Annotated in this window: 9 protein-coding genes; 4 read left to right on the top strand and 5 right to left on the bottom strand. The window is 45.6% G+C overall.

Features of this window, described 5'->3' with window-relative positions:
* Positions 1–332: 332 nt before the first annotated feature.
* Both QUB10_RS03740 and QUB10_RS03735 read right to left on the bottom strand, forming a co-directional pair.
* Positions 333–449: a photosystem II reaction center protein I gene (locus QUB10_RS03740; RefSeq protein WP_039887172.1), complete on the bottom strand. Its 117-nt coding sequence runs from the start codon at positions 447–449 to the stop codon at positions 333–335.
* A gap of 78 nt (positions 450–527) precedes the next feature.
* On the bottom strand, positions 528–2,498 hold the full coding sequence (locus QUB10_RS03735; protein WP_333199667.1) for a hypothetical protein: 1,971 nt from the start codon (positions 2,496–2,498) through the stop codon (positions 528–530).
* Positions 2,499–2,686: 188 nt separating this feature from the next.
* Here QUB10_RS03735 and QUB10_RS03730 point away from each other — a divergent pair, with 188 nt between their 5' ends.
* On the top strand, positions 2,687–6,694 hold the full coding sequence (locus QUB10_RS03730) for an alpha-mannosidase (RefSeq protein ID WP_333199664.1): 4,008 nt from the start codon (positions 2,687–2,689) through the stop codon (positions 6,692–6,694).
* 15 nt (positions 6,695–6,709) lie between these two features.
* On the opposite strand, the gene QUB10_RS03725 is transcribed toward QUB10_RS03730, so the two are convergent.
* The gene (locus QUB10_RS03725; RefSeq protein ID WP_333199662.1) at positions 6,710–7,297 is read right to left on the bottom strand and encodes a cytochrome b; all 588 of its coding nucleotides are present in this window, start codon (positions 7,295–7,297) and stop codon (positions 6,710–6,712) included.
* Positions 7,298–7,586: 289 nt separating this feature from the next.
* Positions 7,587–7,781 (bottom strand): hypothetical protein, encoded by a 195-nt coding sequence (locus QUB10_RS03720; protein WP_333199660.1) that lies wholly within the window; start codon positions 7,779–7,781, stop codon positions 7,587–7,589.
* Between the two features lie 296 nt (positions 7,782–8,077).
* On the opposite strand from QUB10_RS03720, the gene QUB10_RS03715 reads away from it, so the two are divergent.
* Complete coding sequence (locus QUB10_RS03715) at positions 8,078–12,031, top strand: PAS domain S-box protein (protein WP_333199658.1); 3,954 nt, start codon at positions 8,078–8,080, stop codon at positions 12,029–12,031.
* Between the two features lie 43 nt (positions 12,032–12,074).
* Positions 12,075–12,383, top strand: a complete 309-nt coding sequence (locus QUB10_RS03710) for a hypothetical protein (protein ID WP_333199656.1) — start codon at positions 12,075–12,077, stop codon at positions 12,381–12,383.
* A 27-nt stretch (positions 12,384–12,410) separates the two neighbouring features.
* Here the strand turns inward: QUB10_RS03710 and QUB10_RS03705 are convergent, their stop codons facing one another.
* Positions 12,411–16,862, bottom strand: a complete 4,452-nt coding sequence (locus QUB10_RS03705; RefSeq protein WP_333199654.1) for a tetratricopeptide repeat protein — start codon at positions 16,860–16,862, stop codon at positions 12,411–12,413.
* A gap of 214 nt (positions 16,863–17,076) precedes the next feature.
* Here QUB10_RS03705 and rpiA point away from each other — a divergent pair, with 214 nt between their 5' ends.
* Positions 17,077–17,793, top strand: a complete 717-nt coding sequence (gene rpiA / locus QUB10_RS03700; RefSeq protein WP_333061722.1) for a ribose-5-phosphate isomerase RpiA — start codon at positions 17,077–17,079, stop codon at positions 17,791–17,793.
* The last annotated feature ends 194 nt before the right edge of the window (positions 17,794–17,987 follow it).

The raw sequence follows: 17,987 nt of genomic DNA, 5'->3' as shown, positions 1-17,987 counted from the left end.
TTTGCAGTGGCTTTGGCGCGCCTAAAGATGGCTGATTTGAGAACTTGCTTTCGCCACAAGATAACCTCGCTGCTGGTGCGAGGTCAATCGATTTTAGATTTTAGATTTTAGATTTTAGATTGAAGCATGACCCCACGGATAAATACGTTCGGCAAGTTTCATCGGATACAGGTTTTTTATTCCTCCGTCCTGAGTCTGCGAAGGAATGAATCCGGGGGCTTGTATCCTGGATGCTTGATTGTCAAGTTTTGTTCGACTAATTTTTGCGGGTTTACGGGCTGGCTGGGGGGATGCGGTGGCGTGCCCCTCAGCCAGCGGCCGAGATAACTTGTTTATTCCATGTCTCTGCGGTTCGGGTTCCGGGCTGGGTCATTGGACAAAAATCCAAATATGAACAGGGAAACAAAAAATAAAACAACTACATTAACTACGATTTTGAGGGTTAGCACTGTGGGAGTCTCCAAAGATGGCCTAATACTGAGCTGATTTGCTGCTGTTGCCGCAACTTTTTTATCATAAGCTAAAGATTAGTCAATTTTATCTTTGCTTTTGAGGATTTTTGGCAAGTTGATTTTTGCCCAATTCCAGAGTTGCTCGGCGATGTTTTCTAGTCGCAGCATGACTCGATCGAGCCATTCGAGCACTTGTTCTAGGGGGTGCTTAATGTATCCCATCGATTCTGCTTTTGTTTCTAAGTATTCGCCCTCTGGTGGGACGCCTGCGCTGGGATTTTTGGGTTCAGCAGCAGCGCGGGTTGTGGCGGTGTATCTGCTGGTTTGCGCGGTGATTGCTGCTGGGGATTGACCGTTTTGTGCGGTGTTCGGGTTGGTGTTTTTTGGCACTTGGGTTTCCGGCGCGCGCCCTGGGGCTGATTCTGCTGCGAGTGCAGAGCTATTTTTTTGAGTAACTGCTAAATCAGATAAATCAGATGCTGGTTGGGGTAGACTTTTTGAGCTTTTTGTCGTCAGCAAGCTCTGTTTTAGCTGCCCCAGCAGGCGGTGAAGTGCTTCGGGGTAAGGGGATATTGAGACTGCGGTCGATCGACCTTCGGGCAATTCTCCTAATTCTGCAATTTTTTGCTTGACTTTTGGACTGCTTTGTGATATTAAGGGCGCGGAACTTTCGTCTATTAAATGCTGCGGTGCTGGTTCCCCGAATAAGTCTTGCCAGTTGAGCCACGGTCGATCGACCTCTGGGCTTTTTTGCGTGTTTTCTTGCTCTTGTCGCTGTTTCAAATAATACTGAATTGCGACTGATTTCTCAGTATTATCACTGGCTGCCGTTTCTTTGCCCAAAAGGTGGTCTACTGACGACCAAATCATTTGTTCGATGTTTCGAGCGTATTTTTCGAGGATGTCGCGGGCGGAAAAATCTAAATTGCCGTCTGTGCCGGCTGTATTAATTTTTACTCCGGGGGTCTCCGTTGGTGGGGCGGTTGTTTTTAGGGCTGGCGGCAGGGTTAATTCCTCGATGTTGACGGCGGCGCGATCGAGTAATGTAACAAAGGAGAGAGGAGTAGGGGGTCGATCGAACTTGCTGTTAAAATTAGTTTCTAGTTTTGGGGTATTGTGGTCGATCGAATTTGATGCCGCAATTGACTGCTGTGCGGTTTTTGCTTCGATCTGCGCGCGGGCTTTTTGGACTAGGATGGCATTGCGGTCGATCGATTTTTTAACTGCGAGGATTGATTCTCCAAATTGATTTCTTTTCAGGGCAACCGGACTCGTCTGAAGCCAGGCCATCAATTCCCAAAAACGACGCATCGGCGGTAACTGCGCTTTTTTCGCCGCTGACTCCAAACCGAGATTAAATTTTAATTCTTTTTGGGTAATTTCCCGTTGTTCGGGGCCGCAGTTTGCTACTTCCCAAGTTATGCAACCTTCGAGCATTTCCTGCTGTTCGGGTGTCAAAATATCTAATATCTGATTTTCTTTTCCGACCAATACTAAAGTGCGGGCCGGGATAAAACTGGCAATTCCCTCAACTTTCGGCTGGGGTTTTAATTCACTTTTAGCAAGCGGGTGTTCTAAGACGGAAGTGGTTTGATGCTTTGTGATTTGTCCGCTAAAATTGATTGCCGGATGTAAATCGCTAGCAGTATTTCCCTGATTAATTAACAGCGGGAAGCTGGCTACAGTTTTCGCAGTTTGCGACGAGTTTAGTAAATTTTCGGCTAGGTGTAAAATTTCGGCGATCGAACTTTCGTCGGAAGCTTCCCCCTGATACCAATTTTGTGGCAAATCGGGGTTTTCGTCACCGCCAAATTCTTGCAGTTCCGGTAAATCTACTTTTTGACTTGATTCCCGCAACTGTCGCCCTAGCAGTCGGGAACTTTGCACCAGCAAATAAGCTGGATAAAGCAGGATTTGGGTGGCCGTGAGAGTTGCTTCTTTAATTTGACGCCAAGTTCGATCGCAATTGTCAGCGACTTGGCGGGACTGTTTCGATATAAAATTTAATAGTCGGCTTTGGTATGGGCCGTAGTAACCGTTGGACATAAGTTTAATTATTGAATTCAGGGAATTGCTAAATATTGCTGTAAAATCAAAGCGAGCTCTTAATCTCCGCTTCAAACCCTCTGAAACCTTTTTCTTCGCGTCCTAGCGCTAACGCGCCGCTTCGCGTAACGCGTCTTCGCGGTTCAATCCGATCTTTGATTCCTACACAAGTTTGATTTTAGCTAAAAATGAGCGCTTCTGTGTCACCTGCTAGCAACAATATTTCTGCCACTGTCGAAAAGTTGCGCCGCCTCAGTCAAGTGGAGGTTCAGTCTGGTTGGAGGTACTGCGATTCTGACTCGGCTGTCTCTTCGGTAAATATTTGTAACAGCCCTGTTGCCGAACTTAACGGGAAAGGACATATTGCTTGGCCGTCTGGGAAGCAAGTTTTGTATTTGGGCCAGCAATTTGTAATTCCTGACAATTTGCACGGCTATCCTGTGGTTGGTTTGCGGTTGCTGCTGGGCTTGACTTGGTGGGCAGAAGATGCTCAAATTTTTGTGAACGGCGAGTTAGTCGGACGGGGAGATTTATTTGATTTTGCCGATCGAGTTTTGTTGAGTTCGTCGGCTAATCCCGGAGATGAATTTTTAGTTATTTTGCGGTTGGTAAGTCCGGGTCACGATAACGGTGCTTTAGTGCGATCGATTTGTTTGTACGAAGCTGCTGACTCTTCTTGTTTTGATCCGGGTTTTGTGGCTGCCGAATTAGAGATTTTGCAAAATTCGCTTAGTCGAAATTTAGAAATTGAAAATTCCCAATACCTCCCCACCGAAATCATAGCAAATACCCCCAGGTTTGTCAAGGGGGAAATGCTGAAATCTGAGATTGATTTGGCGCTTGGTTTGATTGATTGGTCGGCGGTGTGCGATCGCGAAAAGTTCGATCGCTCGCTGTCGGTTTTGCGGCACAATTTATTGGGATATCTGCGGGCTTTTTTGGGGGATTTAGATGAGGGAACCGCAGAGGCCGCAGAGGCCGCAGAGGGAGGAAGAAGGGAGGGGGTTTTTGAGGTTGGAGAAAATAGCAACGCTACATCTATATATATAGGAGAAATTGGTGAACTGACATCTTTTTCTGGGGATTTAGATGAGGGAACCGCAGAGGGCGCAGAGGGCGCAGAGGGAGGAAGAAGGGAGGAAGTTTCTCAGGTTGGAGACAATAGCAATGCTACATCTATATATATAGGAGAAGGTGGTGAGCTGACATCTTTTTCTGGGGATTTAGATGAGGGAACCGCAGAGGCCGCAGAGGCCGCAGAGGGAGGAAGAAGGGAGGGGGTTTTTGAGGTTGGAGAAAATAGCAACGCTACATCTATATATATAGGAGAAATTGGTGAACTGACATCTTTTTCTGGGGATTTAGATGAGGGAACCGCAGAGGGCGCAGAGGGCGCAGAGGGAGGAAGAAGGGAGGAAGTTTCTCAGGTTGGAGACAATAGCAATGCTACATCTATATATATAGGAGAAAGTGGTGAGCTGACATCTATATATACAGGTAAAATCTATTTGGTGGGTCACGCTCATTTAGACTTGGCTTGGCTGTGGCCTGTCCCGGAAACTTGGGAAGCGGCACAGCGAACTTTTGAGTCGGTATTGAAATTGCAATCGGAGTTTCCCGATTGGATTTTCTGTCATTCTACTCCGGCGCTTTATGCTTGGATGGAAGAACATCGGCCGGACTTATTTGCTGCGGTTAAAAAACAGGTGGCCGTCGGACGTTGGGAAGTTGTCGGCGGGATGTGGGTAGAACCGGATTTAAACTTGATTTCCGCTGAATCAATGGTGCGGCAAGTTTTTTACGGACAGCGTTATGCAAAAGAAAAATTTGGGGAATTGATGCGGGTAGCTTGGCTACCGGATACTTTCGGTTTTGGGTGGCAATTACCTCAGATTTTGCGGCAAGGTGGAGTTGATTATTTTGTGACGCAAAAGTTGCGGTGGAATGATTCAACGGAATTTCCGCACGGTGCGTTTTGGTGGGAAGGGTTGGACGGTACTAAAATATTTAGTATGATGTCTGCTCCAATTGGTGAAAGCATAGAATCTGTGAAAATGGCAAGTTATGCTTTTGACTGGCAAGTTAAGACAGGTTTGCAAGATGCTCTTTGGTTGCCTGGGGTTGGCGACCACGGCGGTGGCCCGACTCGTGATATGTTGGAGGTGGCGAAACGCTGGAAAATGTCGCCTTTTTTCCCCAGGTTGGAGTTTGCGAAAGCGGTTGATTATTTGTCTTTGATTGAGAGTCAGTTTTTACCGGCAGTTGCGACAACTAAGCCCGAAAGCGATGTTCCCGACTCGGACTATCAGGAAAATTTGCGGGCGCTAGAATTTTCAAACTTGTCGGCAATGAAGGATGCAAATCCTCCCATCTCACAACTCAAAACTCTTCCCCGCACTCTCCCGATTTGGAAAGACGAACTTTACTTAGAATTCCACCGGGGTTGCTACACGACTCGCGCCGACCAAAAACGCCAAAACCGCCGCTGCGAAGAATTGCTCTACCAAGCGGAGTTGCTGTCTTCGCTGGCCACTATTTGTACTGGTGCGGTTTATCCGAAATCTGAGTTAGAATCTGCTTGGAAACAAATTTTGTTTAACCAGTTTCACGATATTTTGCCCGGTTCTGCGATCGCCCAAGTTTATGCGGATGCTAATCTAGCCTTTGCCGAGGTCGATCGCACTTGTCGCGAAATCCTGCTACAATCTTTGGATGCCATCTCGGCTCAAATTTCTCTCCCTTCGCCTCCTGGGCCCGACGCTCAACCAATTTTGATTTTCAATACTCTCAATTGGTCGCGCTCTGAGGTTGTCGCTGTAACGCTTCCCGATGTGGCTGATTCAGCTTGGCAAATTTACGATTTTTCCCGACGGCGACTGGCTTCGCAGATTGTCAGGGGCGATCGACCGCAATCGCACTCTACATCGCCATCTACACTGTTATTTTGGGCAAATAATATCCCCGCCGTTGGCTACCAGGTGTTTTGGCTGTGTCGCGAAGACGCTCAAACTGTGGATCATGCGTCCGCGAGTCCAGAAACCGAAAAAAAGACAGAGTTATCGAAACTTACATACGGTATAGCACAAAAAAACACACCTTGTCAAGAAACGCATTTTGCAACCGCACAAATGGTTCTAGAAAATGAATTTATTCGGGCAACAGTAGACGGCAAAACTGGCAATTTATCCAGTATTTGGGATAAAGTAAATAACCGAGAAGTCCTGAATGCAGCAGGCGGCAATCAACTGCAAGCATTTCAAGACAGTGGTCAATATTGGGATGCTTGGAACATTGACCCAAATTATGAAAAACATCAATTACCCGCGCCGACACTCAAAGATATTTGTTGGGTAGAGCAGGGAGAATTACGGCAGAGTTTGCGCGTAGTCCGACAAATTGGTAAATCGGAGTTTTGCCAAGATTATATAGTAGAAATAGGTTCGCCGCTGCTGAAAATCAAGACAGTGGCAGATTGGCAAGAAAAGCACGTTTTAGTAAAAGCAGCCTTTGGGTTAAATGTAGAAGCAGATTTTGCAACTTGCGAAATTCCCGGCGGTGCGATCGATCGCACAACTAAACCGCAAACTCCCGCCGAAAAAGCCAAATGGGAAGTGCCGATTTTGCGCTGGACTGATATCAGCAATGACGGTTTTGGAGTGAGTTTGCTCAATGATTGCAAATACGGCTGCGACCTTCAACCAAATCAAATTCGGCTGACTTTGCTTCGCGGTTCGACTTGGCCGGATGAACAAGCAGATGTAGGAGTTTCGGAATTTACTTATGCAGTCTATCCCCATGCTGGAAATTGGCAAGAAGCCGACACAGTTCGACAGGGGTACGAGTTGAATTTACCACTGCTAGTAAAGGTGTTACCCAAGTTAGAGAAAAATGACCACAAGACTCTGCCCGCAGTTGGCAAGTTTTTGGATTTGTCCGCCAAAAATTTAGTGCTGATGGCATTCAAACAATCGGAAGATGATTCTAATGTGTGGATTTTGCGGTGTTACGAGTGTCACGGTGAAGAGGCGAAGTTGGAATTAAAGAGCGATTTGGATTTGGCGATTAGTCAGCCTGTCGATTTATTAGAACAACTCATAAATTTGCCCCAGAAGTCAGACGATGGGACAAGTTTCACAATATCACCGTGGAAAATAGCCAGTTTTGCAGTCAATTTATCATTACCAATTGAGATATAGTACCCCATCGCAAGTTTATCCAACCTTTTGAGACTTGGCGAACTTAATGCGACAAAAATTTGCCAACCTACGCCAATTAGCTCTCACAACTTTCTTCTGCTCTAAAATATGCAAAATCACGAACGCTAAAAATGTGTACGCCAGCCAAAAATGCAAACTCCTTCCCAGCTCAACCATTGCGGAATTCTGCGGAAACACATCCGGCAAAACAATGCCGAAAAATTTCACATTGTTACTTTTGAAAGAGTTAGAAAAAAAGAAACCACTAACCGGAACTAGCCACATAAAAACGTACAAAGTCGCGTGCAGAGCAAAATTTTTGTACCATTCCTTCGTAAACTTTGGCAGGCGTTTTGTATATTTTTTCCACCATACCCGCAACAGAGTCAAAATCCGCCAAGTCAGCAAAGCCATTGTCAGCACGGCTACGGATTTGTGAAAATCGTACAGGGGGCCTCGAATAAACAATTCTCTCGGCAATTGAGCCATAAACGTACCGGTAATAAACAGCACTAAATAGCAAGCTGACATTACCCAGTGTAAGGACATCAGTTGTTTGAACGCAGAATTAAGTCTGGGTTTCGCAGCGGGTTGGATACTCACTCTTTCTTACCTCCTTAGCGTTTGCTGCACAAGATTAAGTATAAACTATAGGACTAAAGCTCGTGGCCGATTGTGCATTATAAGATTTACTTAACTTAAGTATTATAAATATTTATTAAACAGTCAAATTAAATATATTCACGATCGTCAATCGATTTTAGATTTTAGATTTTAGATTTTAGAGGCGACCCCACGGATAAATGCTCTTTCTTGAGAATTTTCGATTTTCGATTTTGGATTGATTCCACGGATAAATCACGTGGCGGGTACCACATGAAGAAATTCTTGGTCATTCCCAACACAAAACATCGTACTTGGGTCGATCGCCTCCCAAGCAGTTTTCAGGTCGAGTATCCCCAAACCCACTGCACTCATCTGACCCGATAATTGCAATCGCTGCCCTGTTCATCCGCAGCCCCGGCAAATATCCCAAACCCAATCCGAAGTAGGTCAGTCCCAATACTAGGTATTTGAGTGTTATCATATATACTTAAAACTATTGATTGCCGATTTTTTTTATTGTCTAGGATGCTAAAAGTACAGAGTGGGTAATTGCAGCTAAACCTGCTGGCATTGCAACTAGCCGGAAATATCGCCGACAGACGGTCTACCAACTACAAACAAACACAGTGGTTGCATTGGGAAGCGAAAATCAGGGTGCGAGACAAGTGGTAATTTTGTTACAAGTTGTAACTTTTTTCAAACAACAGGTTTAATTTAGTTTCACAAAAAAGTTAAATTCCAGAAAGTAAAATTAATTACAGTCGAGTTAAGCTAAAAGTGTTTGCTAAAAAAAGTAATTCAAGCAACCCCGAAACCAACTATTCTCACTTGATCGACACGGACGGCGAGTTCGCGACAGCAAAACTTTCGTGCAGCCAACAAGTCGAACAAGATTGGTATGGAACTCTCTACGAGAATTTTCCGGGCATTTACTTCGTTCTAGACGCTTTGGGAAGAGTTTTTTCGCTCAATCAATTCGGCGCGTCTCGCCTTGCCTACAAATCACAGGAATTAATTTGTCATTCAATTTTTAACATATTTTACTGCCAAGAGCAAGGCAAAATGCAGGCAGAATTTGCCGGATTAGCCCAGCCGGAAAACGGTACGCCAACTCCAAAAATTGCCTGTTGGGAAGGATGCTTGACTTGCAAAGACGGCAAGATTATTAGGGTAAAAGCAACCGCGCGACCAATGCCGGCGGTAGATTGGAAAATAGAGGAAAATACTAATGGTCGTTCTATTGCCAATTTCCAACGCCCGGCTGTACTGTTAGTTTGCGAAGAAATTAAGGCTGCTTCGCAGTTATCCACGCCGTCCAACCAGAGAGGAAATGGGCGCAGTCCAACTTTAGCGATCGCAAAATTAGCCAAAAGTCAACTTAAAGAACGCAACAATATAGAAGACTTCATCCGCGAAGTAACAGAAACCGCTGTTAGTATTGTCAACTGCGATCGAGCCAGTATTTGGCTGTATGGCGAAGACAAAACGCAGCTTCACTGCATCGACCTTTACGAACAAAATACTAAACTCCATTCTGTACAAATAATCATCACAGCAGCAGACTGTCCGGCATATTTTCAAGCTTTAAAATCGGCAAGTGCGATCGCAACAGTGGCAGCAGAAAATGACCCCAGAACACGAGAACTTGTCGGTCTTTATTTGCTCGATCGGGACACGACTTCCCTGTTAAACGTACCGATTGTGCTAGCAGGTCAAAGGTTGGGAATAGTCAGCGCCGAACGCCAGGGTTCCGACGGTGATTGGACGGAAGAAGAACACGAATTTACCCAAATATTAGCAGATTTTGTATCCTCAAGTTTGTCAGCTAGCGAAAAGTTAAAATTAGAAGCAATGCGGCACGAACAGCAGCAAAACTTGCTGGCCCAATACTACGATCAACTAGAAGAAAGAGTAGAAAGACGCACTGCTGAACTCAAAAAAGCTAACCAAAAACTGCAAAAAGAAATAATTAAAAGAAAACAAGCAGAAGCCGAACTACGCCTGCAGCAACAAGAACAGCAAATTATTTTTGATTCCGTGCCGGCGATGATTTGGCTCAAAGATACCGAAAGTCGCCTGCTGCGAATTAATCAAGCCGCCGCTGCATCCAGAGGTTTGCCTGCCGATCAATTAGAAGGTAAATCTTTTTATGAAATATATCCAGACGAAGCAGAGCAATATTATTTAGAAGATTTGGAAGTAATCAATTCCGGCGTTCCCAAGCAGGGCCAAGTCGAATTGCTACCAACAGTTTCCGGTCAAAAATGCTGGGTGCGGACAGATAAAATACCTTACCGGGATGAAACAGGTAAAGTCGCTGGTGTAATCGTGTTTGCAGTAGATATTACTGATTTAATTAGAGTCGAAAAAGAACTGCGAGAATATCGGGATCGCCTCGCAGAAAAAGTCGAAAAACGTACTGCTATGTACAGGCAAGCCATGACCGCTTTGTACTCGGCAAATACGCAATTGCAACAGTTAATTAACAACAGCTATTCTGCCGGCGAAAATGGCAGCAGCCAGCCAGCAGCGCGCTTGCTCGAATGCGAAGCTTATTTTGAAGCAGTTGCCGTGGCTGACCGCGACACAATTTTGAGCGTCAGCAGCAATTTTGCCCAACTTTTCGGTTACGAACCTGCGGAAATGGCGGGAATGAGCTTGCTGGAACTACTGTCGCCCAAATCCTACAAACAGGCGTCGCAAATGATTTCAGCAGCCAGCAATACAGTCTGTGAAACTATTTTTCTCAAGCGAGATGGAACTGCTTTTCCTGCTGACGTTCGCAGCAAATTCGTATTTTGGGAAGGTCGTTTAGTACAGGTGAAAGCAGTCCGAGACCTCACGGAACGCAAATTGACCGCAGCAGAATTAGAGCGATCGCGCTCTTTGCTGCACGCTACCTTAGAAGCAACGGCAGACGGCATTCTCGCCGTTACTACCGCCGGAGAAATGATTAGTTATAACGAAAAGTTAGTTCAAATGTGGGGAATCTATGAAGAAGTTAGAAACTCAATGGATCGAACGGTGCGGCTGACATTTCTCACCAAGCAAGTTAAAGATCCGAGCGCTTTTTTGCAGAGAGTTAAAGAAATTTATAGCGATGCGGAGTCGGAAGGTTGCGATATTCTAGAATTTAGAGATGGCCGCACTTTTGAGCGCTACACGCAGCCGATTCGAGTTGGACAAAATATTATTGGCAGGGTGTGGCGCTTCCGCGATATTACCTCTCGCGAAAAGGTGACGGCAATGTTGGGAGATTCTCAAAGGCGCTTTCGGGCAATTTTTGATTCTTCTTTCCAATTTGTGAGCTTGTTGAAACCGGACGGGACTCTGCTGGAAGCTAACCAAACTTCTCTGGATTTTGCGGGAATTAAGCTCCGGGATGTTGCCAATAAACCGTTTTGGCTGTTGCCTTGGTGGGGAGATTCTCAGGAAGTTCGCCAACAGTTGCAAGAGGCGATTTCTCGATCAGCAAAAGGTGAATTTGTCCGCTATGAAGTGGAAGTTCAAGGTGTAAATCGGACGGCAACTGTTGATTTTTCTCTCAAATCGGTCGCCGATGAAACTGGCAAAATAGTATTGTTGCTGCCGGAAGGTCGGGACATTACTGAAAGTAAGCAAGCCCAAGTCGCGCTGCGGCAACAAATAGAACGGGAACGCTTGATCGCACAGATTCAATCGCGCATCCGTTCTTCTCTGGATCTCCAAGATATTCTCAACACTACAGTAGCGGAAGTGCGGGAGTTTTTAGTAACTGATCGCGTGCTGGTTTTCCGCTTCCGACCCGACTGGAACGGAGATGTGGTGGTGGAGTCGGTTGCAGAAGGATGGATGCCACTCAAGGGGATGGGAATTGAGGATTGCTGTTTTGCCAATACTTACATCGGACAGTATTTAAAGGGCCGCATTCGCGCCATAGAGGATATTCACACTTCTAATTTGAGCGAGTGTCACGTTAATTTTTTGGAGACTTGTCAGGTGAAGGCAAATTTGGTGGTGCCGATTGTCCAGCAGGGAATTGAACCGAGGGAAGGTAACAGTTCTTGTCAAGTGCCGAAGTTGTGGGGTTTGCTGATTGCCCACCACTGTTCGTCACCCCGCCAGTGGCAGCAGTTTGATGTGGATTTGCTGAGTCAGTTGGGGACTCAAGTGGCGATCGCGATCGAACAATCTTTACTTTACCAGCAGCTAGCTGCTGCCAACCAGCGACTGGACGGGTTGGCGAATTTGGACAGTCTGACTCAACTAGCTAACCGCCGCCGGTTTGACGAGGTGATCAACCGAGAATGGGAGCAGTCGAGCTCTTCGGAACCGCTATCTTTGATTATGTGCGATATTGACTGTTTTAAACTTTACAACGACAATTACGGCCACCAAGCCGGGGATGCTTGTTTGCAGCAAGTGGCGCGGGCGATCGGAGATGCTTGCACAAACGCACCCGCAGAACGCCTTTATTTGGCTGCTAGGTACGGCGGCGAGGAATTTGGGGTAATTTTGCCAAATACAGATGTCGTGGCTGCACAGGCTGTTGCGGAGGGCATCCGCAGCCGGGTCAAAGCTTTGGCAATTCCCCACATTAAGTCTGTTGTCAGTGATTGTGTGACTCTCAGCTTGGGAGTTGCGGCTGTTTCGCAAAGTCAAAATTCCCCGAAAATGCTGATTGAAGCTGCAGATAAGGCACTGTATCGAGCTAAGTCGGGCGGGCGCGATCGAGTGGCTATTAATGAGTAATCAGGTTATTTTAAATTTGAGATTTTAGATTTTGGAATTACTGATGAAGCTGCTGGTTTGGAGCTTGTCTGCTGTGGCATTCTTTTTTGAAACGGGTATTACTAAAAAAGCGATCGCCCTAACTGGCATAAAGTTAGTGCGATCGCGGTACTATGAATCAGCTATTTATCTATCAGACTCGGCGCGGAATTTTTACGCATTTTCACTTATTTTTTTACAAAACTTTACCGTGAGTAGCGTACAAATATCCAAAAACCACGTTTCTCTACCCGATCTCTCTTTTTTATTGAACCGCAGAGGGCACAGAGAGCACAGAGGAAGAGAAAAGAGCAAGGAAGGAGTTCGCAATTGATTGGGGATTGCTATAGCAATTACTCACCTATTTCGCTAACAGTTTTTGAAACACCTCATACATATCCTCAGCCAACTTTTTAGGATTCCACAAAGGTGCGAGATGTTCTGGCTGCTTAGATTTTACTAAATGCTCTTTCACCGCATTTCTGAAACCAGCATCCCGACCAAACTTAACTCCCCACTGCGTGTATTCCTCCCAACTCCACGCCGCACCTACATCAAGATTTGCACTTTTCAGAAAAGCGTAACCCATGCGCGAAAGATATTGGTCGCCGGAGCGAGTTACCACTGGCAAATTCGCCCACAAAGCCTCTAAATTGTGAGTCCCGCCATTGTAAGGATAGGAATCTAAAAGCACGTCGGCTACATAATAAATAGCGCGGTGTTCTTCCTCACTTCTGGTTTGCCCTATAAACTTAATCCGAGCAAAATCTACTCCCTGAATTTCGCATTCTTCGCGGTAAGTGCTGTGAATAACATCGGGGTCGCCTTGACCTTTGCGGATTAACACACTATCTGGTACTTCCTTCAGAATTGTAACTTGAGCTCGTACCATTTCTGGATTGGTTTTTCTCCCTGGCGCAACGCACAAATAAGTCATTTGCTCTAAGCCAATTCCGAGAGCGTTTCTAATCGCCTCTCGATTCACAGGAATGCTTTGCAGTGCGCCAATTGCTACCGAACCAGCAGGCAATCTTACTAACTTTTCTAAGTAATTTTTTTCAACACCAGGGGGGTGAGTGTGTTCGTCGCACAGAAAGTAGTGATTATCTGAAATGTAGGGTGCGTCAAATCCTAGCCAAGAAACGCAGATTCCCGCAGGATATTGATACAGCACTTCGACATTTGTTGGCACTGTCATCGAGTCTAAGTCTATCAATACATCCAAGTTGTCTTGCGCTACTTCGGCGAAGATTTCACCGCCATCAGCAAAGCCGTTTGGATATTTTTTAGGCCAGTAAAACTTGCCCGCCATGTCTTCAAACCGCTGCGTAACCTCATCTCGGTGGAGTTTCCCGGTGACGTAAAGGTGAACGTGGGGGGTGATGTGGCTTAATTCGCGAATTAAAGCTTCGCTGCACCAGCCTACTGAGTGGCGGCGGAAGTGTTTGGAAAGGAAGCCGATTTTTAAAGGACGCTGTTCTTTTGTTTGGTAATTTGCTAGGTTTGTTATGTTAATCTCTTGGCGCTTAGGGACGGCTTTTTGGTAGTATTCTTTGGCAATTAGTCTGTAGAAACTGGCATTTTTTTCGCGATTGTCTCGCAGGTGAGAAACTGCAAACAGGAAGATTTCGTAGAGCAGTTTTAGTTCGATTGTGGTAAAAGTTTCGACCTTTTCGTAGCAGAGTTTTTCGATTTCTTCGAGTTTCTGAATTGCCTGTTTGCTGACACCTGATTGCAGGTAGGAAAAGACGTAGGCTGTAGCTGACATGACTGGGGCGACATCGCCGCAGTTTTCGCAGTATTTGTCGGCTACGCTACGGGCTCCGGCGAGGTTGGTGGAATGGCTTAGCAAGTCGCACAATTGTTGGTAGGCTTCGCTGTATTTGGGGTTGCATTCGATCGCCTTTTCAAAATTGGCGATCGCCTCCAACGGCTTATCTTGCTTTTGAATGTGTCCCATGCGGCAGTAAACCTCTGCCCAATTCGGTTTTAATGCCAAAGCTTGCTGATAGCTGGCTAGAGCTTCTTCGAGCCGCCCCTGCATGGAAAAACAACTGCCGAGGTTAGCGTGAACTTCGGGCCAGTTGGGCTTGATTTTCAGAGTGTTTTGATAATTAGTAATTGCCTCGTCGTACTTGTTTTGCTGTAAAAAAGAATTGGCTATATTGAAGTGCAAAACTTCTAATTGCGGCTTTAAAGCTACAGCTTTCTGATAGTAAGCGATGGCGGCGTCGAGATTGCCTTGTTGCGATCGCGCGCTGCCGATGTTACCGTAGGCTTCGGCCCAATCCGGTTTAATGGCGATCGCTTTTTCGTAGCTTTCGATGGCTTCCTCGCGCTTTCCTTGGCCCAAAAGTCGATTACCTAAGTTAAAGTGGAAGTCTGCACCGACTAGCTGCGGGTTGAGTTCGGATGTTCTTTTAAAACAGGCGATCGCTGCTTCGATGTTACCGTGTTGGTGATATACTTTCCCTAAATTCCAGTGAGCTCCCGCTAAATCTGGACTCAGGGCGATGGCTTGCTGGTAATGGGCGATCGCTTCTTCCAAACGCCCCATTTTGAAATACATACTGCCGATATTGGCGCGCACTTCCGCAAAATTTGGCTGCAATTCTAGGGCTTGAGAATATGAACGAATGGCAGCTTCAATTTTGCCTCCTGCTTGCAAGGCATTGCCTAAAGTGACGTAAGCGTGAATGAAATCTGGTCGAACTTTTATCGCTTGCTGACAAGCTGCGATCGCCTCTTTAATTTTACCTTGAACTAAAAAGTTTTCTGCCAGTTTTTTGTAAGGTTCTACTTCTTGAAAATTGGCAACTTGTCCGCTATCGGGAACATTGAGCGCGGTAACTTGTTCGGAAAGTTCGGCGGGGTTGGTAAACGGAGTATTTAAAGTTTCAGTGGTGGGCGCTGGCGGCAAATTGATGCTCGAAGGCTGCAAGCCGTAGCCTTCATCTTTGTTGACAGATACTGATTGCTGTTCCCCTGATTCTGTTTCTAATTCGATAAAGTTACTGTCGGTAGTTTCCCGCTCTTTTTGTTCTATCAAACTCGATAGTTTCTCAGCAGCGCTGACATCTCCCGGTTGCAGTTGCAGCACTTTTTGATAGCAAGTAATTGCTGCATCTAACTTTCCTTGCTGCTGCAAAACGCTGCCCAGCATCATATTAACCGAAGACAATTGAGGATTAATCGCAAGAGCTTTTTGGTAATGATTCGCCGCCTGTTCCAATTGCCCTAACTTGTAATACATACTGCCCAAATTCGCGCGGGCTTCAGCAAATTCTGGCTGAATTTCTAAAGCTTGCAAGTAAGCTTCAATTGCCGTTTCCAGCTTGCCTTGACTCTGCAAAGCATTGCCTATTGTTAAGTAAGCAGCAGCAAAATTGGGTTGAAATTTAAGAGCGACATTACAAGAGGCGATCGCCTTTTCAAATTCTCCTTGCAAAACATAAACTTCCGCCAACTTTTTATGAACTTCTGCATCTTCGGGATTGAACTCTAAAGCTTTCTGATAGTTCTCGATGGCGCCACCGAGATCACCCTGATCTTTCCGCCAATTTCCCTTTTGAAAATAATCTCTCACTGCCTCTAAACCTACTAAAGAATTCCCGATCATTTGCTCTGCCACTCTTACAGGTTTTACACTAATACTATTCAGCCATTCTACCCACTTTCGGGAACGCACAGACCAAGTACACCCTTGATTTATATATTCTACCTGCTGTCTTAAATGATTTTCAGCAGTGGCGCTGCCCGCACCCGTGTCCTCATTTAAAACTCCGACTATCGCCTCTAAAAACCGCCTTGTATATCCCTCCCAATCTGGTTTACCCGCCCGCTTCCAATTAGTTATCGATGCAAAATTTTCCACCCCTGACATTGAAACTAGACGGGCAAATCCAGCAGTTGTTTCCGGCAAAGCTGCCAATTCACTCGTCACAATCCGGCAACCGCAGGCCATCGCCTCCATCACGGCAATAGATGAGGTTTCTAAATAGGTATTCGGGTAAGCTAAAACCGCGACTGAACGCAGTTGCCGGACGAGTTCGGGTTGCGGTACGGAACCGATGTACTCGACGCCTTCTGTTTCTTGACACTGGCGGTAAAGTTGACCGAAAAAAAGCTTGTTATCATTGTCCTCTATTTGGTGTACTTTCATGCTGGAAAATACTTTTAATCTGGTTCCGGGGACAGCTTGACGAATTTCGGGAAAGACTTTTAACAAAATATCGAGTCCGCGAAATGGAGTGCTGGTGTAAGCTAGAATGGGCGGCCGAGATTTATGAGAGAGGATAGAACTATTATCGGCGAAAATGTTAGCAAAACAAGGTGCGATCGCATTTCTTAAAACACAACTGCGATTAAAGTCAATCCCAAAGCGCCGGTGAAATTGCTCGCGTTGCCAGTCGCTGACAAATACAAAGGCATCGCAAGCATTTATTTCTCGCTGATTATTGAAATCTTGGAGGAATACAAAGCCCGGTTCGTTATGAATCCACAAAATTAACTTAGTTCGGTGTCCCAAAAGCGGCTTGATTTCCAGCGCTTTGCCGACTATATTGACTATAACTAAAAAATCGAGCGATCGCAGCAATTCTAAATTAGATTTGTCCCCCACCCTGCGCCTGCAATCAACGCCGCGCCACATCCCCGACTCGGAAGTATTGTTGAGCAAAAATACCTCGTTTCCCTGTGCAGCCAACGCCTCAGCTAAGTAACAAATAGCCGACTGAGTGCCGCCCAAAGGTTTGCAGTAAGGAGTTTCAATATTGTAATCCCAAGTGTAGGTATCGAGAAATCCGATTTTCATTGTGGCAATTATCCACCGATTTGTGAACTAGATTTTTTTTATTTAACCGCAGAGGACGCAGAGGGCGCAGAGAAAAAAGAGAGAAGTTCCCACTTGAAATAATTTGCGAGTTCCCTCTCTTCTTCTTCTTCCTCTCTGCGTTCTCTGCGCTCTCTGCGGTTAAATAAATCCATAATAAATGGTATAATCTTAAAACTATTAAGGAGTACCGAACATGACTACAGAACAAGATCCCGTAAAATTGATGAAACAGCAAGTCGGCTTTGCTGCAGCCGATCGCGTAAAATCTGGTATGATTGTCGGACTCGGTACCGGGTCAACTACAGCTTATACTATTCAAGCATTGGGCGATCGCATAAAATCAGGTGAACTCAAAGATATCAAGGGAGTGCCCACATCTTTTCAATCAGAAGTGTTAGCCAAACAGTACGGAGTACCGCTGGCAACACTCGATGAAATTGATAGAATTGATGTTGCTATTGACGGCGCTGATGAAGTAGATCCCCACCTCAACTTAATTAAAGGTGGTGGCGCAGCCCACACCCGCGAAAAAGTAGTCGATTACCTCGCCACTCAATTTATTGTAGTAGTTGATAGTTCCAAAATCGTAGATAAATTGGGTTCGACTTTTCGCGTGCCCATCGAAGTTATACCGATGGCATTAACACCAGTGATGCGCGCCATTGAAAAATTGGGTGGCAAACCCGAACTCCGCATGGGCGTGAAAAAAGCAGGCCCCGTAATTACCGATCAAGGTAATATGGTAATTGATGTCAAATTTGATGACATTGCCAACCCCGGAGAAATGGAAAAAAGCTTGAATAACATTCCCGGTGTGTTAGAAAATGGTTTGTTTGTAGACTGTACAGATTTGGTTTTAGTCGGCGAAATCCAAGACGGAAAACCAGTAGTACGCGAAATTTCTAAATAGTCAAAACTGCCCTGGTTTGGTCAAAAACTCTTTGTGGAACAGGCATCTTGCCTGTTCAGGAGAAGGCTGCAAAAACTCTTTGTGGAACAGGCATCTTGCCTGTTCAGCGGAATGCTGCAAAAACTCTTTGTGGAACAGGCATCTTGCCTGTTCAGGAGAAGGCTGCAAAAACTCTTTGTGGAACAGGCATCTTG

Origin of the sequence: Microcoleus sp. B5-D4 (genome assembly GCF_036705145.1) — a bacterium.
Classification (GTDB): Bacteria; Cyanobacteriota; Cyanobacteriia; order Cyanobacteriales; family Microcoleaceae; genus Microcoleus.
This window is presented reverse-complemented; position numbering and strand designations above follow the sequence as displayed.